We start from the raw sequence: 23,268 nt of genomic DNA, 5'->3' as shown, positions 1-23,268 counted from the left end.
TCACCATATGAGCGGATTGCTCTTTGTGCTCCTTCAACTACACCCGCGCACCCCCGCTCCCCCGGCCCCCGGTTGTCGGTGCCACCCGGCACCATGGGGGGCATGGCGCCCCAGCACCCGACCCCGCCCACCGGAGACCCCCTGGCCGGATTCGCCCCGACCACCCGGGCCTGGTTCACCGGCGCCTTCTCCGCCCCCACCACCGCCCAGTCCCAGGCCTGGCACGCCATCCGGCAGGACACCGACGTCCTCGTGGTCGCCCCCACCGGCTCCGGCAAGACGCTCGCCGCCTTCCTCTCCGCCCTCGACCGGCTGAGCAGCACCCCGCCCCCGGCCGACCCCAAGCGCCGCTGCCGGGTCCTCTACGTCTCGCCGCTCAAGGCCCTCGCGGTGGACGTCGAGCGCAACCTGCGCGCCCCGCTGACCGGCCTGCGCCAGGCCGCCGTCCGACTCGGCCTGCCCGAGCCCGAGGTCCAGGTCGCCATCCGCTCCGGCGACACCCCGGCCGCCGACCGCCGCCGCTTCGCCACCCACCCGCCGGACATCCTGATCACCACCCCCGAGTCGCTGTTCCTGCTGCTCACCTCCGCCTCCCGGGAGGCCCTGCGCGGCGTCGACACGGTGATCCTCGACGAGGTGCACGCGGTCGCCGGCACCAAGCGCGGCGCCCACCTCGCGCTGAGCCTGGAGCGCCTGGACGAACTGCTGGAGCGCCCGGCCCGCCGGATCGGCCTGTCCGCGACCGTCCGCCCGGTCGAGGAGGTGGCCCGCTACCTCAGCCCGCAGCGCGGCGCCGTCGTCGTCCAGCCCTCCGCCGCCAAGGAGTTCGACCTGTCGGTGGTCGTCCCCGTCCCCGACCTGGACGACCTGCCCGCCGCCCCGGCCACCGGCGGCTCCGCCGACAACGACCCGCAGCGACAGGCCTCCATCTGGCCACACGTCGAGGAGCGGATCGTCGACCTGGTCCAGGCGCACCGCTCGACCATCGTCTTCGCCAACTCCCGCCGCCTCGCCGAGCGCCTGTGCAACCGGCTGAACGAGATCGCCCACGAGCGCGCCACCGGCGCCGCCGCGCACGAGGCGCACGCCCCGGCCCAGCTGATGGGCGGCTCCGGTGCGGCCAGGGGCGTCCCCCCGGTGCTCGCCCGGGCCCACCACGGCTCCGTCTCCAAGGAGCAGCGGGCACTGGTCGAGGAGGAGTTGAAGGCCGGCCGGCTGCCCGCCGTGGTCGCCACCTCCAGCCTGGAGCTGGGCATCGACATGGGCGCCGTCGAACTGGTCGTCCAGGTCGAGTCCCCGCCCTCGGTCGCCTCCGGCCTGCAGCGGGTCGGCCGGGCCGGCCACCAGGTCGGCGCCGTCTCCACCGGCGTCTTCTTCCCCAAGTACCGCGGGGACCTGGTGCAGTCCGCCGTGGTCACCGAGCGGATGCGGGCCGGCCGGATCGAGGCACTGCGCGTGCCGCGCAACCCGCTGGACGTGCTCGCCCAGCAGCTGGTCGCGATGACGGCGCTGGACAGCTGGCCGGTGGACGAACTGCTCACCGTGGTCCGCCGCGCCGCGCCCTTCGCCACCCTCCCGCAGTCCGCCTTCGAGGCCGTGCTCGACATGCTGGCCGGCCGCTACCCCTCGGACGCCTTCGCCGAGCTGCGCCCCCGGGTGGTCTGGGACCGGGTGGCCGGCACCGTGACCGGCCGCCCCGGTGCCCAGCGGCTCGCCGTCACCTCCGGCGGCACCATCCCCGACCGCGGACTGTTCGGCGTCTTCATCGCCGGCGCGACCGGGTCCGATCCGAAGACGGGGAAGAAGGGCGGCGGCGGCCGGGTCGGAGAGCTCGACGAGGAGATGGTCTACGAGTCCCGCGTCGGCGACGTGTTCACCCTCGGCACCACCTCCTGGCGGATCGAGGAGATCACCCACGACAAGGTGCTCGTCACCCCCGCCCCCGGCGTCCCCGGCCGGCTCCCGTTCTGGAAGGGCGACACCCTCGGCCGCCCGCTCGAACTCGGCCGCGCCCTCGGCGCGTTCACCCGCGAGCTGGGCGCCCTGGCACCCGAGGACGCCACCTCCCGGCTCCGGCAGGCCGGCCTGGACGACTGGGCCGCCGCCAACCTGCTCGACTACCTCGCCCAGCAGCGCGCCGCCTGCGGCCACCTCCCGGACGACCGCACCATCGTGGTCGAGCGCTTCCGGGACGAGCTCGGCGACTGGCGGATCGTCATCCACTCCCCCTTCGGCGCCCAGGTGCACGCCCCCTGGGCACTCGCCCTCGGCGCCCGGCTGCGCGAGAAGCACGGCCTCGACCCCCAGGTCATGCACGCCGACGACGGCATCGTGCTCCGCCTGCCCGACGCCGACCTGCTGGCCCCCGACTTCGACTTCGGAAGCCCCACCGGCCTTTCCCCGCAGGCGGGTTCGGACGAGGCCCCGGTCGGCGCCGACGCCGCCCTGTTCGACCCCGCCGAGATCGAGCAGTTGGTCACCGACCAGGTCGGCGGCTCCGCCCTGTTCGCCTCCCGCTTCCGCGAGTGCGCCGGCCGCGCCCTGCTGCTCCCACGCCGCAGCCCCGGCCGCCGCACCCCGCTCTGGCAGCAGCGCCAGCGCGCCGCCCAACTGCTCGAAGTAGCCTCCGAGTACGGCTCGTTCCCGATCGTCCTGGAGGCCGTCCGGGAGTGCCTGCAGGACGTCTTCGACGTGCCCGGCCTGGTCGAGCTGATGGGCGACCTCGAATCCCGCGCCGTCCGCCTGGTCGAGGTCACCACCCCCGAGCCCTCGCCCTTCGCCCGCTCCCTCCTGTTCGGCTACGTCGCCCAGTTCCTCTACGAGGGCGACTCCCCGCTCGCCGAACGCCGCGCCGCCGCCCTCTCCCTGGACTCCCGGCTGCTCTCCGAACTCCTCGGCCAGGCCGAGCTGAGCGAACTGCTCGACCCGCAGGTGCTCGCCGCGTTGGAGGCCGAGCTCCAGCGCCTCACCCCCGAGCGCCGGATCAAGGACGCCGAGGGCGTCGCCGACGCGCTGCGCCTGCTCGGCCCGCTCACCGAGGCCGAGCTGGCCGCCCGCGGCGCCGAGCCGCTCTGGGCACTGGAGTTGGAGGCCACCCGCCGGGTGATCCAGGTCCGGATCGCCGGCGAACCGCGCTGGGCCGCCGTGGAGGACGCCGGACGGCTGCGCGACGCGCTCGGCACCCCGCTGCCGGTCGGCGTCCCCGAGGCCTTCACCGGACCGGTCAAGGACCCGCTGGGCGACCTGCTCGCCCGTTACGCCCGCACCCACGGCCCGTTCACCGCCGCCGAGGCCGCCACCCGGTTCGGCCTCGGCACCGCCGTCGTCACCGGCACCCTGCACCGCCTCACCGCCGCCGGCCGCCTGGTCCAGGGCCAGTTCAGGCCGGTCGAGAGCCACACCGCCACCGCCGAGTGGTGCGACGCCGAGGTCCTGCGCCGACTGCGCCGCCGCTCGCTGGCCGCCCTGCGCCACGAGGTCGAGCCCGTCCCGCCGCGCGCCCTGGCCGCCTTCCTCCCGCAGTGGCAGCACCTGGCCGGCCACCGGCTGCGCGGCCCGGACGGCCTGCTCCGCGTGGTCGAGCAGCTCCAGGGCACCGCCCTGCCCGCCTCCGCCCTGGAGAAGCTGATCCTCCCGGCCCGGCTCGCCGACTACTCCCCCGGCCTGCTAGACGAGCTGATGGCAGCCGGCGAGATCGGCTGGTGCGGAGCCGGCGCGCTGCCCGGCAAGGACGGCTGGCTCAGCCTGCACCTGGCCGAGAGCGCCCACCTGCTGCGCCCCGAGCCCGTCCCGCCCGCGCTCACCCCCGTGCACAGCGCGCTGATGGCGGCGCTGGCCGGCGGCTACGGCCTGTTCTTCCGCCAACTGGTCCAGCAGCTGCCGGAGGAGACCCCGGAGCCGGAGATCGTCGAGGCACTCTGGGACCTCGCCTGGGCCGGGTACGTCACCAACGACACCCTCGCCCCGCTGCGCGCCCTGCTCGGGTCCGGCCGAACGGCGGGCGCCACCGCCCACCGCGCGCCCCGGGCCACCCCGCGCGGCCGCTACGGCGGCGCCGGCCGCGCCTTCGGCCGGGTCGGCGGCGCCCCGCGCAGCGGCCCGCCGACGGTGGCCGGGCGCTGGTCGCTGCTGCCCGCCTTCACCGCCGACCCGACGGTCCGGGCCACCACCCGGGCGCAGAACCTGCTGGACCGGCACGGCCTGCTCACCCGGGGCGCGGTGACGGCCGAACGGGTGCCGGGCGGCTTCGCCGGGGTGTACCGGGTGCTCGCCGCGATGGAGGAACGCGGCCGGGCCCGCCGGGGGTACTTCGTCGAGGGCCTGGGCGGTGCCCAGTTCGCCATGGAGGGCGCGGCGGACCGACTGCGCTCGGTCAACGGCCGGCTGGAGCGGGCCCGGGCCACCGAGTGGCCGGCCGCCCCGGCCGCCGAGCCGCCGCAGGTGCTGGTGCTGGCCGCCGCCGATCCGGCCAACGCCTACGGCGCCGCGCTGCCGTGGCCGGAGCCGCCGGCGGCCCCCGGCGCCAAGGAGGCCCGGGCGCACCGCCCGGGCCGCAAGGCGGGCGCCCTGGTGGTGCTGGTGGACGGTGAGTTGGCGCTGTACGTCGAGCGGGGCGGCAAGTCGCTGCTGGCCTGGCCGGAGGACGAGGCCACCCGGGCGGTGGCGGCGGGCGCGCTGGCGGGCGCGGTCCGCGAGGGCGCGCTCGGCAGCGTCACGGTCGAGCGGGCCAACGGCGAGCCGGCCCTCGGCTCGGAGCTGGGCGCCGCCCTGGAGGCGGCCGGCTTCCACGCCACCCCGCGCGGCCTGCGCCTGCGCCCCTGAGGCACGACCGGAGGGCGCTGCGGGCCCGGACAGCGCCGAAGGCCGTGGGGCGGCTGTCGCCCCACGGCCTTCGTTCGTATCACCCGTTCGGGTGGCTCAACCCACCGGCGGCTGCGCCTCCACCGGGACCACGGCCTCGGGGTGCGGGCGCCGCTGCGGCCCGGTCGCGTTCCGGTCGGCGTGGACCGGGATCAGGCCGAGCCCCCAGCCGCCGGCCACGAGCAGTCCCAGCACCGCACCGTCCGCGAACTGTCCGCGGACCACCAGGAGCCACCAGAACAGCCCCGCCGACAGGACCAGCAGGACCCGGCGGGCCGACCACGGTTCCAAGCGCCGCAGCCGTATTCGGGCCTCCGTGCACACCGTCGCGGCTCTTCGCACGACCGCCCTCCTTCGCTCGCCCCGGGCACCAGGAGCCCGGGAGTCGAGGCCGGGTTCAGGCGGCGACCACGTCCATCGCGGCGGCCTTGGGCGACATGTTCGCCCGGTCGGTGCCGGGGGCGGGCAGCGGAACCGGTTCGAGTACCGGCCTCAGCAGATCACCTTCGGAGAGGGTGGCCATCGCCGCAAGTTCGGCGAGCGAGAGTTCGTCGCTGACCTCGCGCATGACCTCGGACATCCGGACGTCCAGCGCGTCGCAGATGGCGGAGAGCAGCTCCGAGGAGGCCTCCTTCTGTCCCCGCTCGACCTCGGAGAGGTAACCGAGCGAAACCCTGGCGGCCGCCGACACCTCGCGGAGTGTGCGGCCCTGGCGCTGGCGCTGCCGACGCAGTACATCGCCCAGTAGGCGACGGAGCAGGATCATCGGTGCCTCCCTCCTCGGACTGCGGATCGAGATGTCACGACCCCACCGTACCGCCTTGCCCGCTTCGCGTGCGGGGACCCTGGTCGTGTTCACTCTGGGCTGCAAGGCCGTCCCCCTCCTCGTTCCGGTGTCGTTCCCGGGTCCGCGGGCCCCTCGTGGTACCCGTCGCCGGCCGCCCGGCCACCGTCACGCAACTCGTTCGCCACCTGGTTTCTGCCCAACCAGGCCGTTGGATGTAACACGATCCTCCAGCTGTGCCATACCCGCGTACCAGACCGGCAGATCTCGGTTCGGTGGAGATCTCCGCGGCCGGGGCTCCACCGCGCCTCCGCGGTGCTTCCAACGGGGTACGAGACACCCGGGTGCGGGGCCCCCGGGGTTCAGGTCGTGGGCGTACCGGCCGGGAGCCGCCCGACGAGCAGCTCCAGAGCGGCGGTCACCGCCCCGTGACGGATTCTGGCACGCCCGCCCGACAGCCGGGGCGAACTGACCAGAGTTCCCTCCGGACCGGCGACCGCCAGGTGTACGGTGCCCACCGGCTGTCCGTCCTGCGGGTCCGGCCCGGCCACCCCGGTCGTCGCGAGCCCGTACGTGGCCCCCAGCAGTCGGCGCACGCCCTCGGCCATCTGCCCGGCCACCACCGGGTGGACCGGCCCGTACACCGCCAGCAGCCCCTCGTCCACGCCGAGCACCGAGGCCTTCAGCTCGGTGGCGTAGGCGGTGACCGAGCCGCGGAAGGTCGCGGACGCCCCGGGGACGTCCACCAGCGCGGCCGCGAGCAGCCCGCCGGTCAGCGACTCGGCGACGGCCAGCGTGCCGCCCCGGGCGCGCAGCGCCTCGTGCGTGCGCACCGCCAGGTCGTAATCCGTCACCCGGTCTCCCCCGTCGCTCACCGGTCCGCGCGCTCCGCGGCCAGTCCCTCACGGCGCAGTCGCAGCGCCTGTCCGACGTAGTCCAGCGCGGTGCCGACGGTCAGCAGCACCGCCAGGGCCATCAGCACGGCCCGCGCGGTGGCCAGCCAGCCGGTCAGCTCCAGGACGTACATGCCGACCGCGATGCCCTGGGTCAGCGTCTTGATCTTGCCGCCGCGGCTGGCCGGGATGACCCCGTAGCGGATCACCCAGAAGCGCATCAGGGTGATGCCGAGTTCGCGGGCCAGGATCACCGCGGTGACCCACCAGGGCAGGTCGCCGAGCAGCGAGAGGCCGATCAGCGCCGAGCCCATGATCGCCTTGTCGGCGATCGGGTCGGCGATCTTCCCGAAGTCGGTGACCAGGCCCTTGCGGCGGGCCAGCTCGCCGTCGAACAGGTCGGTGATCATCGCGATGGCGAACGAGGCCCAGGCGACCGAGCGCCACTTGGGGTCGTGCCCGCCGTCGGCGAACAGCAGCGTCACGAAGACCGGCACCAGCAGCAGCCGGAGCATCGTGAGCATGTTGGCGATGTTCCAGACGGCCGGTGCCGGCGGCACCGCGGCCGCCGGTCTGCCCGGGTGGGCCGCGGCCGGGGCACCTGGCCCCTTGGTCATTCCCCGGCTCCCGGGGCCTGACGGACCCGGACCAGCTCCAGCGCCTCGGCGATCAGGTCGACGCCCTCGCTGGCGACCACCTTGGCCCGGTGGAACTGGCCGATCTCGGGGTTCTCGACGCCGGCGAGGGTGGTCAGGCCGTCGGTCTCCGGGGCCTGGTGGGCCGCCCGGCCCTCGACCACGCCGTCCTCGATCGACTCGATCAGCACCTCGACCTCGGTGCCGACGCGCTGCTCGGCCCGCTGGGCGGTCATCTCCTCGGCCAGTCGGCTCAGCCGGCTCAGCCGGTCGGCGATCACGTCCTCGGGCAGCTTGCCGTCGTAGGTCGCGGCCTCGGTGCCGTCCTCGTCGGAGTAGCCGAAGACGCCGATCGCGTCCAGCCCGGCGTGCGTGACGAAGCGTTCCAGCTCGGCGAAGTCCTCCTCGGTCTCACCGGGGAAGCCGACGATGAAGTTGGACCGGGCGCCGGCCTGCGGGGCCTTGTCCCGGATGGTCTTCAGCAGCTCCAGGAACTGGTCGGTGGAGCCGAAGCGGCGCATCCGGCGCAGCACCGCGGGCGCCGAGTGCTGGAAGGACAGGTCGAAGTAGGGCACCACGTCCGCGGTCCCGGTCATCGCGTCGATCAGTCCGGGGCGCATCTCGGCGGGCTGGAGGTAGGAGACCCGGACCCGCTCGACGCCCTCGATCGCGGAGATCTCGCCGAGCAGCGTCTCCAGCAGCCGGATGTCGCCGAGGTCCTTGCCGTACGAGGTGTTGTTCTCGCTCACCAGGACGACCTCGCGCACGCCCTGCCCGGCCAGCCACTGGGCCTCGTGCAGCACGTCGGAGGGGCGGCGGGAGATGAAGGAGCCGCGGAAGGCCGGGATGGCGCAGAAGGAGCACCGCCGGTCGCAGCCGGAGGCGAGCTTGACCGAGGCGACCGGGTTGTCGTCGAGCCGCTTGCGCAGGGTGCGCGGGCCGGAGGCCGGGGCGAGGCCCTCGGGCAGGTCGGTGATCGGCTCGGCCGGGGTCTCGGCGGCGCCGTGGCCGGGCAGCGCGACGGCCTCGGCGGCGGACTGCCGCTCGGCCGGGCTGATCGGCAGCAGCTTGCGGCGGTCGCGCGGCAGGTGCGGGGCGTGGTGGCCGCCGGAGAGGATGGTCTGCAGGCGGTCGGAGATGTCGGCGTAGTCGTCGAAGCCGAGCACGCCGTCGGCCTCCGGCAGCGCGTCGGCGAGCTCCTTGCCGTACCGCTCGGCCATGCAGCCGACCGCGACGACGGCCTGGGTGCGGCCGTGCCCCTTGAGGTCGTTGGCCTCCAGCAGGGCGTCCACGGAGTCCTTCTTGGCGGCCTCGACGAAGCCGCAGGTGTTGACGACGGCGACGTCCGCTTCGGCGGCGTCGTCGACGAGCGACCAGCCGTCGGCTTCCAGTCGCCCGGCGAGTTCCTCGGAGTCCACCTCGTTGCGGGCGCATCCGAGCGTGACAAGGGCGACAGTACGGCGTTCAGGCATAGGCCCAAGATTAACGCGCGGCCTCCGGTGCCGTTCGCCCCGGAGGCCATGCACCTCGGATTACCGGATCTCCGCCAGGCCGCCGCCCCGGCCTCCAGGGCCTCGGGAGGCCCTGTGGTCAGCCCGCCTGCGGGTCGCCGGGGGTGTACGTGACGTGCACCACCTGGCCGTCCTTGCCCAGGAGGCCGAGGTCCTTGCCGTTGACGTACGCGTGCACGGCCCCGCCGTTGCCGAGCACCAGTTTGATCTGCTTGGGGTCGGTGAAGGTCTGGTCCTGGCCGCCGCTGATGTTGTTCTGGAACAGCGACTTGCCGCTGCCGTCCACCGCGGACACCCAGCTGGTGCCCTCGGCGACCAGCTTCACGGTGACCTTGTCGGCCGGGACGGCGGCGATCGCGGCGGCGCTCGGCGCGGGCGCCGGCGGCTGCACGTCGGGCGAGGGCGCGGGGGCGACCGAGCCGGTGCCGGAGCCGCTGGGCAGCGGCGCGCTGGCGGAGCCGGTGCCGGTGTGGTCGCCCTTGCCGCTGACCAGGTTGAAGCCGATCAGGGCGACCACCGCGACGATCGCGGCGACCATGGCCGCCGCCCAGTTCGGCCGGCCCCGGCCGGGCACCTTGATCGGGCCGCTGTCGATCAGCTGGGTCGGCCGCTTGGAGGCGGGCGACCCACCGTGCGCGGCGTCGTACCGGGTGATCAGCGCCTCGCCGTCCACGCCGACCGCGCGGGCGATCGCGCGGATGTGTCCGCGGGCGTAGAAGTCGCCGCCGCAGCGGTCGAAGTCGTCCTCCTCGACGGCATGGACGATCGGCACCCGGACGCGGGTCGCCGTACTCACCTGGTCCACGGTGAGCCCGGCCTCGATCCGGGCGGTGGACAGCACCCGGCCGATGCTCGGGGCATCGGCCGCCTGCACCGCCTCGTCGGACGTCTCGGCGGACGACGGGGCGTTCTCGCGGTCGCGGGACTTGCCGATGGTCACGGGGCGCGCCTTTCGAGCGGATGGCCACCTGCTGGGGAACAGTCTAGGGGCGTGGGCGGATCGTTTCTCAAGCGGAACAGGCCCGAATGCGCGCGCCCGCCCCGACCGGGGCCCGGCGCCCCGCTGACTGTTCGTCAGCGGATCCGCGCGGGGAACCCGGGGTTCGCTTTTCCGGCCTGTGACGCGGTGTACGGACGTTCGGTTCCCGACATCGCGCCTACCCTCCCCCGAACGAGTGACACCTCGTTCGGGACACGGACCCGCCGGAGGCCCGGCCGGTCACCCGCGCAGGGTAACGAGCACCCCGTCCAGCTCATCCGGCTTCACCAGGACGTCGCGGGCCTTGGAGCCCTCGCTCGGACCGACGATCCCGCGCGACTCCATCAGGTCCATCAGCCGCCCTGCCTTGGCGAAGCCGACCCGGAGCTTGCGCTGGAGCATCGAGGTCGACCCGAACTGGGTGGAGACCACCAGCTCGGCCGCCTGGATCAGCAGGTCCAGGTCGTCGCCGATCTCCTCGTCGATCTCCTTCTTGGGCCCGCCGCCGACCATCACGTCGTCCCGGTAGGCGGCGGCCAGCTGGTCCTTGCAGTGCTGCACCACCGCGGCGATCTCCGCCTCGGTGACGAACGCGCCCTGCATGCGGATCGGCTTGCTGGCGCCCATCGGCAGGAAGAGCGCGTCGCCCTTGCCGATCAGCTTCTCCGCGCCGGGCTGGTCCAGGATGACCCGGGAGTCGGCCATCGCGGAGGTCGCGAAGGCCAGCCGGGACGGCACGTTGGCCTTGATCAGACCGGTGACCACGTCCACCGAGGGCCGCTGGGTGGCCAGCACCAGGTGGATGCCGGCCGCGCGGGCCAGCTGGGTGATCCGGACCACCGAGTCCTCGACGTCGCGCGGCGCGACCATCATCAGGTCGGCCAGCTCGTCGACGATCACCAGCAGGTACGGGTACGGCTTCAGCTCGCGCTCGCTGCCGAGCGGCGGGGTGACCTTGCCGGCCCGCACCGCCGCGTTGAAGTCGTCCACGTGCCGGAAGCCGAACGCCGCGAGGTCGTCGTAGCGCAGGTCCATCTCGCGCACCACCCACTGGAGGGCCTCGGCGGCCTTCTTGGGGTTGGTGATGATCGGCGTGATCAGGTGCGGGATGCCCTCGTACGCGGTCAGCTCGACCCGCTTGGGGTCGACCAGCACCATCCGCACCTCGTCCGGGGTGGACCGGGCGAGCACCGAGGTGATCAGGCAGTTGATGCAGGACGACTTGCCCGCGCCGGTGGCGCCGGCCACCAGGATGTGCGGCATCTTGGCGAGGTTGGCCATCACGGTGTGGCCCTCGACGTCCTTACCCATGCCGACGACCATCGGGTGGGTGTCCTCGGCGGCCGTGCGCGAGCGCAGCAGGTCGCCCAGGCTGACCATCTCGCGGTCCCGGTTGGGGATCTCGATGCCGACCGCGGACTTGCCCGGGATCGGGCTGATGATCCGCACGTCCGGGCTGGCCACCGCGTACGCGATGTTCTTGGCGAGCGCGGTGATCCGCTCCACCTTGACGGCCGGGCCGAGCTCGACCTCGTAGCGGGTGACCGTCGGCCCCCGGGTGAAGCCGGTGACCCTGGCGTCCACCTTGAACTCGGAGAAGGTGCCGGTGAGCTGGGCCACCACCTCGTCGTTGAGGGCGCTGCGGGCCTTGGCCGGGCCGCCGCGCTCCAGCAGGTCGAGCGGGGGCAGCGTGTAGGTGGTGTCGCCGACGAGCTGGAGCTGCTCCATCCGCACCGGCGCCGGGCCGTGCTCCTCGGGCGCCTCCGGGCCGCCGCTGCGGGCGGCCGGGACGGCGGCCTCCTCCGGCGGGGCAGTGCGGTCCTGCACCTGGTGCATCATGTCCGCCACCGCCGAGGAGGCGGGCACGCCGTAGACCAGCGCCCCGTCCAGGTCGGCGGCGGCACCGGCGGCGAGGTTGCGGGTGGCGTACGGGTCCGGCGGCTCCTTGTCCAGGGACACCCGGACGGCCTCCGGCTCGTCCTGGTCCGGCCCGACGGCGGGGTCCGGCTTGCGCCGGCGGCGGCGCCGGCGGGCACCCACCTCGTCGCGCGGGTCCTCGCCGTCGGTGTCCACGGTGAACGGCAGCGCGGACGGGTCGGCGTCCTCCGGCGGCTCGGTGGACAGCTCCCGCTCCGGCGTACGCCCCCCGCGCAGCTCGTCCTCCGGCCCGGGCTCCACCACGCCGAGCCGTACGCCGGCCGAGCGCAGCCGCTCGGGGATGCGGTTGACCGGGGTGGCGGTGACCACCAGCAGCCCGAAGAAGGCCAGCAGCAGGAGCAGCGGCACGGCCAACGCGGGCCCGGCGGCGGCCATCATCGGGGTGGACGCGGCCCAGCCGATGATTCCGCCGGCCGCCCTTATCCGGGAGGCGCCGCTGCCCATCATGGGCGCGCCGCAGCCGATGTGCACCAGACCGAGGACGCCGACCAGCAGCGCGCTCAGCCCGATCACGATCCGACCGTTGGCCTCCGGCAGCTCCGGGTGGCGCCAGAGCCGGATCGCTATCCCGGCCAGCAGGAACGGCACCAGCACGTCGAGCCGCCCGAACAGGCCGGACACCACGGCGATGGCCGCCTGACCGAGCCAGCCCTGCGGGCTGAACCAGGTGCCGGCCGCAGTCACCAGCGCGAGCGCGAACAGCAGCAGGCCCACCCCGTCCTTGCGGTGGGCGGGATGGAGGTTCTTGGCCCCGTCGCCGAAGCCCCGGAAGATCGCGGCGAGGCTGTTCGCCAGGCCGAGCCAGACGGCCCGGACGGCGCGGAAGAGTATCGGTTTGGGCGGCGGCGGGGGCGACGGAGCCGGTTTGGCCGCCGCCTTCTTCGCCGGGGCCGCCTTCTTGGCCGCCGCCTTCTTCGCGGGCGGCTTGCCCGGGGCCTTCGCCGCGGCCTTCTTGGACGGTCCCGGACTCGGGTTGCGTGCCGCGCTTCCGGGCGTACGAGTGGCCATGGGTCAGCAGCCTACCGGGGCGGACCACCAGTGGACATGCGCCCGAGTCGGGGCGCCGGGCCGTGTCGCAGACACACCGTCACGCTGACCGGGTTTCACCCGACCGCCCCCGGAAACCACCCGAAGGAGTGAATCGAACCGACCGGTTACGCGGTGCCCGGGCGCAGCGCGTCCAGGGCCCGGCGCAGGCCCACCAGCTTGCGCTCCAGGTGCGCCGCGGTGGCGGCCACCCCGGCGTCCTCGACGCCGTCCAGCTGCTTGCCGAGCGCCTCCGCCTGCTCCTCGACCGCCGCCAGCCGCGCGGACAGCTCGCCCAGCAGCGCCCCACCGAGGGCCGGCTCGCCGCCGCCCGCCTCCAGTTGCAGCCGCAGCAGCGCGGCCTGCTCCTTCAGCTGGCAGTTCTTCACGTACAGGTCGACGAAGACCGAGACCTTGGCTCGCAGCACCCACGGGTCGAAGGGCTTGGAGATGTAGTCCACGGCCCCGGCCGCGTAGCCGCGGAAGGTGTGGTGCGGACCGTGGTTGATCGCGGTCAGGAAGATGATCGGGATGTCCCGGGTGCGCTCGCGCCGCTTGATGTGGGCGGCGGTCTCGAAGCCGTCCATCCCGGGCATCTGGACGTCCAGCAGGATCACCGCGAAGTCGTCGGTGAGCAGCGCCTTGAGCGCCTCCTCACCGGAGACGGCGCGCACCAGCGTCTGGTCCAGCGCGGAGAGGATCGCCTCCAACGCCAGCAGGTTCTCCGGCCGGTCGTCGACCAGGAGGATCTTCGCCTTCTGCATCAGGGCTCGCCCTCCTGTCGCCTGACTGCCGCCCGGTGATGGCACTCGCGTACTGCCCACCGCTACCCCGGTCATGCTAGCCGCACCCCCTCGCCCGGCACATCGCTCCGTCGTGACCCGATCCGGAGCGGCGCGCGGCCAGTGCTCCGGCGCACGCTCAGCAGCGTGTCGCCATCCGGTCACTGTTCGCAACGATCGGTGACCCTACCCGGTTCCCGGGCCCGACCGCCAGCAAACCGGCCCACCGGACGGCGCGAACTCCGGGGCCCGCCCCGGGGTTCACGCCCTCCCGGGCGGCTACGCGCGGTCCGCCCGCAGCCACTCGCGCATCACCGTCAGCAGGTGGTCGGTCTCCACCGGCTTGGTGATGTGGTCGGTGGCACCCGCCTCCAGGGACTTCTCCCGGTCGCCCTTCATCGCCTTGGCGGTCAGCGCGATGATCGGCAGGCCGGCGAACTGGGGCATCCGGCGGATCGCCTCGGTGGTCGCGTAGCCGTCCATCTCCGGCATCATGATGTCCATCAGGACCAGCGCCACGTTCTCGTGCTGCTCCAGCATCTCGATGCCCTCGCGGCCGTTCTCGGCATACAGGACGGTCAGGCCGTGCTGCTCCAGCACGCTGGTGAGGGCGAACACGTTGCGGACGTCGTCGTCCACGATCAGCACCTGCTGGCCGTCGAAGCGCACGTCGCCGCGGGCGGGGCGGAGCGGCGCGGGCGCCACCGGGCGGGTCCCGGTGGCGGCGGCGTCCAGGGCCGCGACGCGGCGGCGCTCCACCGCCCCCCGGCGGCGCTCCTCGGCCAGCTCACGGACCTCCTGGGCCCAGTGGTCGGCCGGGTTCTCGCCGACCGGCACGGGCACCCCGACCGGGGTCACGCCGACGGAGGCGCGCGGCGCCGGGGCGTTCGACCCGGCCGCGCGGTCGCCCTGGGCCGCGCCCGGGGCCTCGGTGCGCAGCGGCAGGTAGAGCGTGAACGTGGAGCCCTTGCCCAGCTCGCTCTCGGCGTGGATCTCGCCGCCGAGCAGCCGGGCGATCTCGCGGCTGATCGACAGGCCGAGGCCGGTGCCGCCGTACTTGCGGCTGGTGGTGCCGTCGGCCTGCTTGAACGCCTCGAAGATCTCCCTGAGCTTGTTGCCGGGGATGCCGATACCGGTGTCCGAGACCGCGAAGGCGATCAGCTCCTCGTCCGGGCCCTTGATCGAGCCGGACTCCAGCAACCGCTCGCGCACGTGCTGCGGGACCTCCGCGCCGGCCGGGGAGATCGAGAAGTCGACCGCACCGGCGTCGGTGAACTTGACCGCGTTGGAGATCAGGTTGCGCAGCACCTGCTGGAGCCGCTGCTCGTCGGTGTGCAGGGTGACCGGCAGGGCGGGCGAGACCCGGACGGCGAAGTCCAGGTTCTTGTCCAGCGCGACGGGCTGGAAGGTGGCCTCGACGTAGTCGACCAGCTGGACCAGGGCGATCCGGGCCGGGCGGACGTCCATCTTGCCGGCCTCGACCTTGGAGAGGTCGAGGATGTCGTTGATCAGCTGGAGCAGGTCGGAGCCGGCCCCGTGGATGGTGTCGGCGAACTCGACCTGCTTGGGCGAGAGGTTGCCCTCGTTGTTGTCGGAGAGCAGCTTGGCCAGGATCAGCAGCGAGTTGAGCGGGGTGCGCAGCTCGTGCGACATGTTGGCGAGGAACTCGCTCTTGTACCGGGAGGCCAGGGCGAGCTGCTCGGCGCGCTCCTCCAGGACCTGGCGGGCCTCCTCGATCTCGCTGTTCTTGATCTCGATGTCGCGGTTCTGCTGGGCGAGTTGCTCGGCCTTCTCCTGCAACTCCTCGTTGGTTCGCTCCAGTTCCTCCTGGCGCGCCTCCAACTCGGCGGATCGCATCGAGAGTTCGGCGGTGAGCCGCTGGGACTCCAGCAGCAGGCCCTCGGTCTTGGTGTTGACGCTGATGGTGTTGACGGTGACGCCGATCAGGTCGGCGATCTGGTTGAGGAAGTCCAGCGCGACGGTGGTGAAGGAGCTGAAGGTGGCCAGCTCGATCACGCCCAGCAGCCGGCCCTCGAACAGCACCGGCAGCACCACGATGTGGGCCGGCGAGGCCTCTCCGAGGCCGGAGGCGATCTTGAGGTACCCGGGCGGCGCCTCCTTGAGGATGATCGCCCGCTTCTCCACCGCGGCCTGGCCGATCAGCGACTCGCCGGGCCGGAAGGTGGTCGGCATCGCGCGCCGCTGGTAGCCGTAGCTGCCGATCAGCCGTAGCACGGTGTCGTTCTCGTCGTCGTCCTCGGTGATCAGCTCGGCGGTGCGGCCGGCCGGCTGGGCGAGGAAGAAGGCGCCGTGCTGGGCGGAGACCACCGGGGTCAGCTCGGTCATGATCAGCGAGGCGACGGCCTCCAGGTCCCGGCGGCCCTGGAGCAGGCCGGAGATCCGGGCCAGGTTGGTCTTGAGCCAGTCCTGCTCCTGGTTGGTGCGGGTGGTCTCGCGCAGGTTGGCGATCATCTGGTTGATGTTGTCCTTGAGCTCGTCGAGCTCCCCGGCGGCGTCCACGTCGATCCGCAGGCTCAGGTCGCCCCTGGTCACCGCGGTGGCGACCTGGGCGATCGCGCGCACCTGCCGGGTCAGGTTGTTGGCCAGCTCGTTCACCGACTCGGTCAGGTCCTGCCAGGTGCCGTCCACACCGGGCACCCGGGCCTGGCCGCCGAGCCGCCCGTCGGTGCCCACCTCGCGGGCGACCCGGGTGACCTCGTCGGCGAACGCCGACAGCTGGTCGACCATGGTGTTGATGCTGGTCTTGAGCTGGAGGATCTCGCCGCGCGCGTCGACGTCGATCTTCTGTGACAGGTCGCCGCGGGCCACCGCCGTGATCACCAGCGCGATGTTGCGCACCTGGCCGGTGAGGTTGTTGGCCATCAGGTTGACGTTGTCGGTCAGGTCCTTCCAGATCCCGGCCACGCCCGGCACGCTCGCCTGGCCGCCCAGGGTGCCGTCGGTGCCCACCTCGCGGGCCACCCTGGTCACCTCCACCGCGAAGGAGGAGAGCTGGTCGACCATGGTGTTCAGGGTCCCGGCGAGCGCCGCGACCTCGCCCTGCGCCTCGATGGTGATCTTCTTGGACAGGTCGCCGCGGGCCACCGCGGTGGCGACCTCGGCGATGTTGCGCACCTGTCCGGTCAGGTTGGACGCCATGAAGTTGACGTTGTCGGTCAGGTCCTTCCAGATCCCCGACACGCCGCGCACCCGCGCCTGGCCGCCCAGGATCCCCTCGGTGCCCACCTCGCGGGCGACCCGGGTGACCTCGTCGGCGAACGCCGACAGCTGGTCGACCATGGTGTTGACGGTCGTCACCAGCTCCAGGATCTCGCCCCGGGCGTCGACGGTGATCTTCTTCGACACGTCGCCGCGCGCCACCGCGGTGGTCACCTCGGCGATGTTGCGGACCTGACTGGTCAGGTTGTTGGCCATCAGGTTGACGCTGTTGGTCAGGTCCTTCCACGTCCCGGACACCCCGGGCACGCTCGCCTGGCCGCCGAGGATGCCCTCGGTGCCGACGTCCCGGGCCACCCTGGTCACCTCGTCGGCGAAGGCGCCCAGCTGGTCCACCATCGTGTTGATGGTGTTCTTCAGCTCCAGGATCTCCCCGCGCGCGTCCACCTGGATCTTCTGCGACAGGTCACCCTTGGCGACCGCGGTCGTCACCTGCGCGATGTTGCGCACCTGATCGGTGAGGTTGTTCGCCATGAAGTTGACGTTGTCGGTCAGATCACGCCACACCCCGGCCGCGCCCGGCACCTGGGCCTGACCGCCGAGCCGCCCCTCGGTACCCACCTGGCGGGCCACCCTGGTCACCTGCTCGGCGAAGCCGGAGAGCTGGTCGACCATCGTGTTGATGGTGTTCTTCAGCTCCAGCATCTCGCCGCGCGCGTCCACCTCGATCTTCTGCGAGAGGTCCCCGCGCGCCACCGCCGTGGTCACCTGGGCGATGTTGCGGACCTGGCCGGTCAGGTTGTCGGCCATGAAGTTCACCGAGTCGGTCAGGTCCCGCCAGACCCCGGCCACGCCCGGCACCTGCGCCTGACCGCCGAGACGGCCCTCGGTGCCCACGTCCCGGGCCACCCCGGTGACCTGCGCGGCGAACCCGTTCAGCTGGTCCACCATCGTGTTGACGGTGTTCTTCAGCTCCAGCATCTCGCCGGCCACCTCGACGGTGACCTTGCGGGACAGGTCCCCCTTGGCCACCGCCGTGGTCACCTGGGCGATGTTGCGCACCTGCGCGGTCAGCCGGCCGGCCATGGTGTTGACCGAGTCCGCCAGGTCCTTCCAACTGCCCGACACGCTGCGGACCTTGGCCTGACCGCCCAACTTGCCCTCGGTGCCCACCTCACGGGCCACCCGGGTCACCTCGTCGGTGAACTCCGAGAGCTGGTCCACCAGTCCGTTGACGGTCCGGCCGATCTTCAGGTACTCGCCGCGCAGCGGGTGGCTCACCCCGTTGCTGTGCAGCGAGCGCAGTTCCATCTTCTGGTCCAGGTCGCCCTCGGCGATCGAGGTCAGCACCCGGCCCACCTCGGCCATCGGGCGGGCCAGATCGTCGATCAGCGCGTTGCAGTTGTCGACGGCCGCCATCCAGGCGCCCTCGCCCGCGCCGGTCTCCAGCCGCTCGTTCAACCGGCCCTCGCGGCCCACCGCCCGCCGCACCCGGGCCAGTTCGCCGGTGAGGTGCTGGTTGCGCTCGGCGACCTCGTTGAACACCGCGGCGATCTCCGCCAGCGGCCCGTCGCCCGGAACCGTCAGCCGGCGGCGGAAGTTGCCGTCGCGCATCGCGGTCAGCGCGGACAGCAGCTTCCGCAGCTCGGCCGGCTCCGCCTCCCGGCTGTGGCTCGTTCGTCGGCCGGCCGCGTTCCGCGGCGCGGTCCCGGACCGCCCACCGCGCGGAACGGGCGGCGTCGTACCGGTTGCGTCCTTGGTGGCCGAACTCAACGGGCCCCTCCCACATCGTGAACTGTCCGGTGACCGTGCGTGCCGGTACGGCACGCACCGGGACACCGGCCCGGTCGGGCTGCGTACCGGCCGCCCACACGGCACACCGGCACCCGCACCGACCGTACTGCTCCGACCGGCCGTCGCGGACCCCCCAGTCTGGCAGCACTGGCGCCGGGTGTACGGCCGGTTGCGCTCGGTTGGTAGCCGGCCGTCCGAAACAGGTGGGCAGAATCACCCTCTGGTGCCTGTTTCGACGCCCCGCCCCCACGGGGAACCAAGCGGAAAGTAGGGTGGAGCGCTGCACCGGGCCACGACCCGCCCCAGCGCCGCCGCCACCCGACGGCGCGCACCGGGAGTCGGCGCCGCACCCCCGGACAGCCAGGGCAAGAGCAGCAGAGGAGAAGTGGCAACGTGGTCACCGCGCGCGCAGCCGCCACCTTCGACCCCGACGGCCGGTCCGCAGCCGCCGCCCGGGGCTTCGTCCGGGACGCGCTGCTCGGCTGGGGGCTGCCCGAGGTCGTCGACGACGCCGTCGTCCTGGTCAGCGAACTGGTCACCAACGCCGTCGTGCACGCCGGCACCGCCGCCGAGGTGTGCTGCCTGCGTGAGGAGGGCACCGTCCGGATCGAGGTCACCGACCACCACCCGGAGCGCGGCCTCCCCTCCCTCGGCGACGGCCCCGTCACCGCCTCCGACCGCTACGCCGACCCCGACGGCGAAGGCGGCCGCGGCCTGCTGATGTGCTCCGCCCTCGCCGAACGCTGGGGCGTCGAGTACGCGGCCGGCCGCAAGACCGTCTGGTTCCGGCTCGCGCTGCCCGCCCCCGTGGCCGGCACCCGCTACGCCGTCCCCGCGACCCCCGGCAGCGACCTGCCCAGCAGCCCCGGCCCGGTCCACGTCGCCGTCGTCCAGCTCGACGAGGACGGCCGCGTCCTGGCCTGGAACCCGGACGCCGAGGCGCTCTTCCAGCGCCCCGCCGCCACCGTCCTCGGCCGCCCCTGGGCCGACCTCGCCGTCTGGCCGCCGTCGGCCGGCCGCGGCCTCGGCCTGACCGACACCCTGCGGCTGGCCCGCTGGGAGGGCGGCTACGGCGTCCGGCGCGCAGACGGCCACGAGGTCGAGGTGTACGGCGTCCAGGTCCGCGTCCGCGACACCGAGGGCGTCCCCTCCACCCTCTGCCTGCTCGTCCTCGAACCCGACCGCGCGGTGCTCCGCTCCCCCGCCCGGGCCCTGCCCGGCGACCGCACCGACCCGGCCGGCCCCCGGCTCGACCTGCTGGCCGGCCCGGTCGCCACCGACGACCTCGACACCCTGCTCCAGCGCACCGTCGAGCGCGCCCGCGACCTGCTCGACGCCGACGCCGCGTACCTGCTGCTCACCACCGACGACGAGACCGAGTTCGAGGTCCGCGCCGCCACCGGCCTCACCTCCGGACACCGCCGGCACACCCGCTTCCCGGTCGACACCGGCAACCGCTACGACTCCGCCCGGCTGCCCTCCGTGCACGAGGACCTCGCCGCCCGACCGACCGGCCTGCCCCTGCTCACCGGCAGCGGCATGCGCTCCCTGGTCACCGTGCCGCTCAAGGTCGAGGGCCGGCTGATCGGCTCGCTCGGCATCGCCACCGCCGCCCCCGGCCGCTACGACAACGAGGACGCGCTGCGCCTGCAGTTCGCCGCCGACCGGGTCGCCCTCGCGGTCGAGAGCACCCGGCTGACCGAGCTCGAACGGCTGCGCCGGGGCTCGCTGTCCTTCCTCGTCGAGGCCTCCGATCTGCTCGCCGGTACCCTCGAACACGAGCAGACCCTCGCCCTGATGGCCCAGATGGCAGTCCCCACCCTCGCCTCCTGGTGCGCCGTCTACACCCAGGGCGACCACGGCGCCTCGGCCGGCCTCGCCTTCGTCCTGCACGAGGACGAGGACCGGATCGACCCGCTGCGCGACCTGCTCGACAAGACCCCCGCCCCCGAGGCCGGTCCGACCCACGGCGTCCGCTTCTGGTCGGCGCCCACCGAGACCGCCGCCGCCGGCGGCCTCACCGACAGCCCCGAACTCGCCGGCCTGCTCGGCGAGACCGTCGTCCTGCCGCTGACCGCCCGCAACCGGGTCATCGGCCTGCTGGCGCTCGGCGTCCCGGCCGGTGTCCGGTTCCGCCAGGAGATCCTCGAACTCGCCGAGGACCTCTCCCGCCGGGCCGCCCTCGCCCTCGACAACTCCCGCCTCTACTCCGAGCGCACCGCCACCAGCCAGGCCCTGCAGCGCAGCCTGCTGCCGCCGGACCTGCCCGAGATCCCGGGCGTCGAGGTAGACGTCTACTACCAGGCCGCCGGTGAGGGCAACGAGGTCGGCGGGGACTTCTACGACCTGTTCACCATCCGCGAGGGCACCTACGGCTTCGCCATCGGCGACGTCTGCGGCACCGGTCCCGAGGCCGCCTCGGTCACCGGCCTCGCCCGGCACTCGCTGCGCCTGCTCGCCCGCGAGGGCCTGGACGCGCCACAGGTGCTCAGCCGCCTCAACGCGGCCATCCTGGACGAGGGTTCGCGCAGCCGCTTCCTCACCCTGCTCTACGGCGAACTGACGCCCCGCCCGGACGGCAGCACCGAGCTGTCCCTGGTCTGCGCCGGCCACCCGCTGCCGCTGCGGCTGCGCACCGACGGCCAGGTCGACCGCGCCGCCACCCCGCAACCGCTGCTCGGGGTCATGGACGACCTCGACCTCACCGCCGAACGCCTGGTGCTCTCCCCCGGCGAGGTGCTGCTGTGCGTCACCGACGGCGTCACCGAACGCCGCGAGGGCCGCCGGATGCTGGGCGACGACGGCCTCGCCGAGGTGCTCACCGGCTGCACCGGCCTGACCGCCGGCGCGGTCGCGATGCGGGTGCAGCGGGCCGTCGAGCGCTTCGCCCCGGAACCGCCGTCCGACGACATGGCCATCCTGACCCTGCGAGTGCCGACCCAGCGCAACCCCTGAGCGGACCGGACCGGGTCGTTCCTGATCGGCCACGGCCCGTGCCGGGACCAACCCTGAGCGGTCCACAGCTGACGACGTCACAAATTGTGCGATTCACAAGGGTACAAGCGAGTGGGGCCGGGTACACCGATCTCACCGGGGAATCCCTCGGCGGGGACGCGACCAGCGGCTCTCCCGCTGGCCCATCACTTCTGACCGCAGCCCGCGCACGCTCCAGCCGTGCGCCCTCGGCGCGGTCGCGCGCATCCACCTCATCGGACCACACCACTGCGTTCACTGCGCCCTGCGCGCGCCCAGAGTGAAAGGAGCCTCCGGTGAGCAACGAAGCTACCGGGGCAACGAACGCCCGTTCCACCGGAGCCGACGCGGGTAACCTCGGCTACCTCGCACTCGGCCTCACACTGCTCGCCTACGGCCTGCTCTCCACCGGCGTCTTCAGCGGCACCGGAGTCGGGGACGCGGCACCCCTCGCCCATCTGGTCGGCGGCGTCACCCTCTTCATCGCGGGCCTCTGGCAGCTCCGCGGCGGCGAGGGCTTCACCGGCACCGCCTTCACCAGCCTCGGCGCCTTCTGGGCGACCTGGTCAGTGGCCGGCGGAGCGGGCAAGAACGCGACCGGCCTGTTCCTGCTGCTGTGGGCCCTGCTCGCCCTCACCCTCACCGCCGCCAGCTGGGGCGCGGGACTGTTCAGCCGCGCCGTCTACGGCCTGCTGACGCTCTCCCTGCTGCTGTCCGCCATCGCCGCCTTCGGCGGCTACAGCGGCCTCGCCAAGTTCGCCGGCTGGGTCGCGGCCGTCTCCGGGCTCGCCGCCTGGTACTGGGCCACCTCGGCGCTCAGCAACGGCTCCTGGGGGCGGATCGCCCTCCCGGTCAAGTGACCTGCTGCGGCTGATTCGCCTGTTCCACCGGATTCCCCTGCTGCGGCTGATCCGCCGCAGTGCGCCGGGGTCGGACCTCCGTGTCGACGGAGGCCCGGCCCCGGCGGCGTGCCACCACCGCCTGCACGGCGTACGCGAGGAGCAGGATCACGACGGCCACGATGCCGTCCGACCAGAAGTGGTTCGCGGTCACCACGACCACCGCGACGGTCAGCACCGGGTGCAGCACCATCGCCCACCGCAGCCGGCTCGACGACAGCCTGACCACCGCGACCGCCGCCAGCACGCACCACGCGACGTGCACCGACGGCATCGCCGACAGCTGGTCGGCCACCACCACCCCGCCCACCGCGCCGCCGTACACCGACTGCCCGTACTCCGCGGCCACGTCGACGAACCCGTTCTGCGGCAGCATCCGGGGCGGCGCCACCGGGATGAACTGCACCAGCAGGCAGACCGCCGTGGTGATCACCACCGTGTTGCGCACCCACGCGTACCGCTCCCGGTGCCGCAGGAACACCCAGAGCAACACGGCCAGCATCACCGCGAAGTGCATCACCGCGTAGTAGTAGTTCGCCAGCTTCACCAGCACCGGGTAGGGCGTGATCGCCGCCTGCCAGGACGCCTCGTCCGGCAGTCCGATCGCCAACTCGGTGCGGTGGACCCAGCTCGCCCGGTCCAGCGCATGGTCCGCGCTCATCACCGAGAGGTGTCCCACCAGCTGCCAGAGCGCGAACAGTGCCAGCAGCGTGCCGGCCTCCCGCAGCAGTGCCGACAGCGACGTCCTCCGGACCCTGGAGGCGGCGTACGCGCCACCGTAGAGAGCGACCGCGGCGCCCCCGGCGGACTGCCAGGTAAGGGTCAGGTTCTGCAACGGATCGCGCCTCTCCGACAAGCTCTGGTTCGTGTGTCGGCAGAGGGTAACGCAAAAAGACCCCCTCCCGGACGGGAGGGGGTCTTCTTGGAATGATTGTTCGGCGGCGTCCTACTCTCCCACAGGGTCCCCCCTGCAGTACCATCGGCGCTGTAAGGCTTAGCTTCCGGGTTCGGAATGTA

General features: G+C 73.2%; 13 protein-coding genes and 1 rRNA gene. 3 read left to right on the top strand and 11 right to left on the bottom strand.

Features of this window, described 5'->3' with window-relative positions; genetic code table 11:
• The first annotated feature begins 102 nt into the window (after positions 1–102).
• Positions 103–4,821: an ATP-dependent helicase gene (locus P3T27_RS37075; protein ID WP_280685724.1), complete on the top strand. Its 4,719-nt coding sequence runs from the start codon at positions 103–105 to the stop codon at positions 4,819–4,821.
• A gap of 96 nt (positions 4,822–4,917) precedes the next feature.
• Here P3T27_RS37075 and P3T27_RS37070 read toward each other — a convergent pair whose 3' ends face one another.
• The 9 genes from P3T27_RS37070 to P3T27_RS37030 all read right to left on the bottom strand — a co-directional run bounded on the left by P3T27_RS37070 (position 4,918) and on the right by P3T27_RS37030 (position 18,229).
• On the bottom strand, positions 4,918–5,202 hold the full coding sequence (locus tag P3T27_RS37070; protein ID WP_280685723.1) for a hypothetical protein: 285 nt from the start codon (positions 5,200–5,202) through the stop codon (positions 4,918–4,920).
• 55 nt (positions 5,203–5,257) lie between these two features.
• Positions 5,258–5,626, bottom strand: a complete 369-nt coding sequence (locus tag P3T27_RS37065) for a helix-turn-helix transcriptional regulator (RefSeq protein WP_049660741.1) — start codon at positions 5,624–5,626, stop codon at positions 5,258–5,260.
• Between the two features lie 380 nt (positions 5,627–6,006).
• Entirely contained in the window at positions 6,007–6,498 is a 492-nt protein-coding gene (locus P3T27_RS37060; protein WP_280685722.1) for a CinA family protein, read from the bottom strand.
• A gap of 17 nt (positions 6,499–6,515) precedes the next feature.
• A complete protein-coding gene (pgsA, locus tag P3T27_RS37055) occupies positions 6,516–7,154 on the bottom strand; it encodes a CDP-diacylglycerol--glycerol-3-phosphate 3-phosphatidyltransferase (protein ID WP_280685721.1) in 639 nt (212 codons plus the stop codon).
• Complete coding sequence (gene rimO / locus P3T27_RS37050; RefSeq protein WP_280685720.1) at positions 7,151–8,644, bottom strand: 30S ribosomal protein S12 methylthiotransferase RimO; 1,494 nt, start codon at positions 8,642–8,644, stop codon at positions 7,151–7,153. The genes pgsA and rimO overlap by 4 nt, the downstream gene beginning before the upstream one ends.
• Before the next feature lie 118 nt (positions 8,645–8,762).
• Positions 8,763–9,623: a helix-turn-helix domain-containing protein gene (locus tag P3T27_RS37045; protein WP_280685719.1), complete on the bottom strand. Its 861-nt coding sequence runs from the start codon at positions 9,621–9,623 to the stop codon at positions 8,763–8,765.
• Between the two features lie 279 nt (positions 9,624–9,902).
• Positions 9,903–12,608: a DNA translocase FtsK gene (locus tag P3T27_RS37040; RefSeq protein ID WP_280685718.1), complete on the bottom strand. Its 2,706-nt coding sequence runs from the start codon at positions 12,606–12,608 to the stop codon at positions 9,903–9,905.
• Between the two features lie 146 nt (positions 12,609–12,754).
• Positions 12,755–13,393: a response regulator gene (locus P3T27_RS37035; protein WP_280685754.1), complete on the bottom strand. Its 639-nt coding sequence runs from the start codon at positions 13,391–13,393 to the stop codon at positions 12,755–12,757.
• A 294-nt stretch (positions 13,394–13,687) separates the two neighbouring features.
• On the bottom strand, positions 13,688–18,229 hold the full coding sequence (locus tag P3T27_RS37030) for a HAMP domain-containing protein (RefSeq protein ID WP_280685753.1): 4,542 nt from the start codon (positions 18,227–18,229) through the stop codon (positions 13,688–13,690).
• Between the two features lie 543 nt (positions 18,230–18,772).
• Between P3T27_RS37030 and P3T27_RS37025 the strand changes: the two genes are divergently transcribed.
• Together P3T27_RS37025 and P3T27_RS37020 are read left to right on the top strand one after the other, a co-directional pair.
• A complete protein-coding gene (locus tag P3T27_RS37025) occupies positions 18,773–21,334 on the top strand; it encodes a SpoIIE family protein phosphatase (protein ID WP_280685717.1) in 2,562 nt (853 codons plus the stop codon).
• 314 nt (positions 21,335–21,648) lie between these two features.
• Positions 21,649–22,212: an acetate uptake transporter gene (locus P3T27_RS37020; protein ID WP_280685716.1), complete on the top strand. Its 564-nt coding sequence runs from the start codon at positions 21,649–21,651 to the stop codon at positions 22,210–22,212.
• On the opposite strand, the gene P3T27_RS37015 is transcribed toward P3T27_RS37020, so the two are convergent.
• Both P3T27_RS37015 and rrf read right to left on the bottom strand, forming a co-directional pair.
• The gene (locus tag P3T27_RS37015; RefSeq protein ID WP_280685715.1) at positions 22,205–23,086 is read right to left on the bottom strand and encodes a phosphatase PAP2 family protein; all 882 of its coding nucleotides are present in this window, start codon (positions 23,084–23,086) and stop codon (positions 22,205–22,207) included. The two genes, P3T27_RS37020 and P3T27_RS37015, sit on opposite strands and share 8 nt — an antisense overlap.
• Positions 23,087–23,184: 98 nt before the next feature.
• A 5S ribosomal RNA gene (gene rrf / locus P3T27_RS37010) occupies positions 23,185–23,268 on the bottom strand; the annotation flags it as partial.

This window comes from Kitasatospora sp. MAA19, assembly GCF_029894125.1.
GTDB lineage: Bacteria > Actinomycetota > Actinomycetes > Streptomycetales > Streptomycetaceae > Kitasatospora.
The sequence above is the reverse complement of the archived record's forward strand: the minus strand, read 5'-3'. Positions and strand labels throughout refer to the sequence as shown.

Bases quoted from the DNA above. Each gene is read 5' to 3' on its own strand.
- P3T27_RS37075 (WP_280685724.1), top strand. From the start codon at position 103: ATGGCGCCCCAGCACCCGACCCCGCCCACCGGAGACCCCCTGGCCGGA.
- P3T27_RS37040 (WP_280685718.1), bottom strand. From the start codon at position 12,608: ATGGCCACTCGTACGCCCGGAAGCGCGGCACGCAACCCGAGTCCGGGA.
- P3T27_RS37065 (WP_049660741.1), bottom strand. From the start codon at position 5,626: ATGATCCTGCTCCGTCGCCTACTGGGCGATGTACTGCGTCGGCAGCGC.
- pgsA (WP_280685721.1), bottom strand. From the start codon at position 7,154: ATGACCAAGGGGCCAGGTGCCCCGGCCGCGGCCCACCCGGGCAGACCG.
- rimO (WP_280685720.1), bottom strand. From the start codon at position 8,644: ATGCCTGAACGCCGTACTGTCGCCCTTGTCACGCTCGGATGCGCCCGC.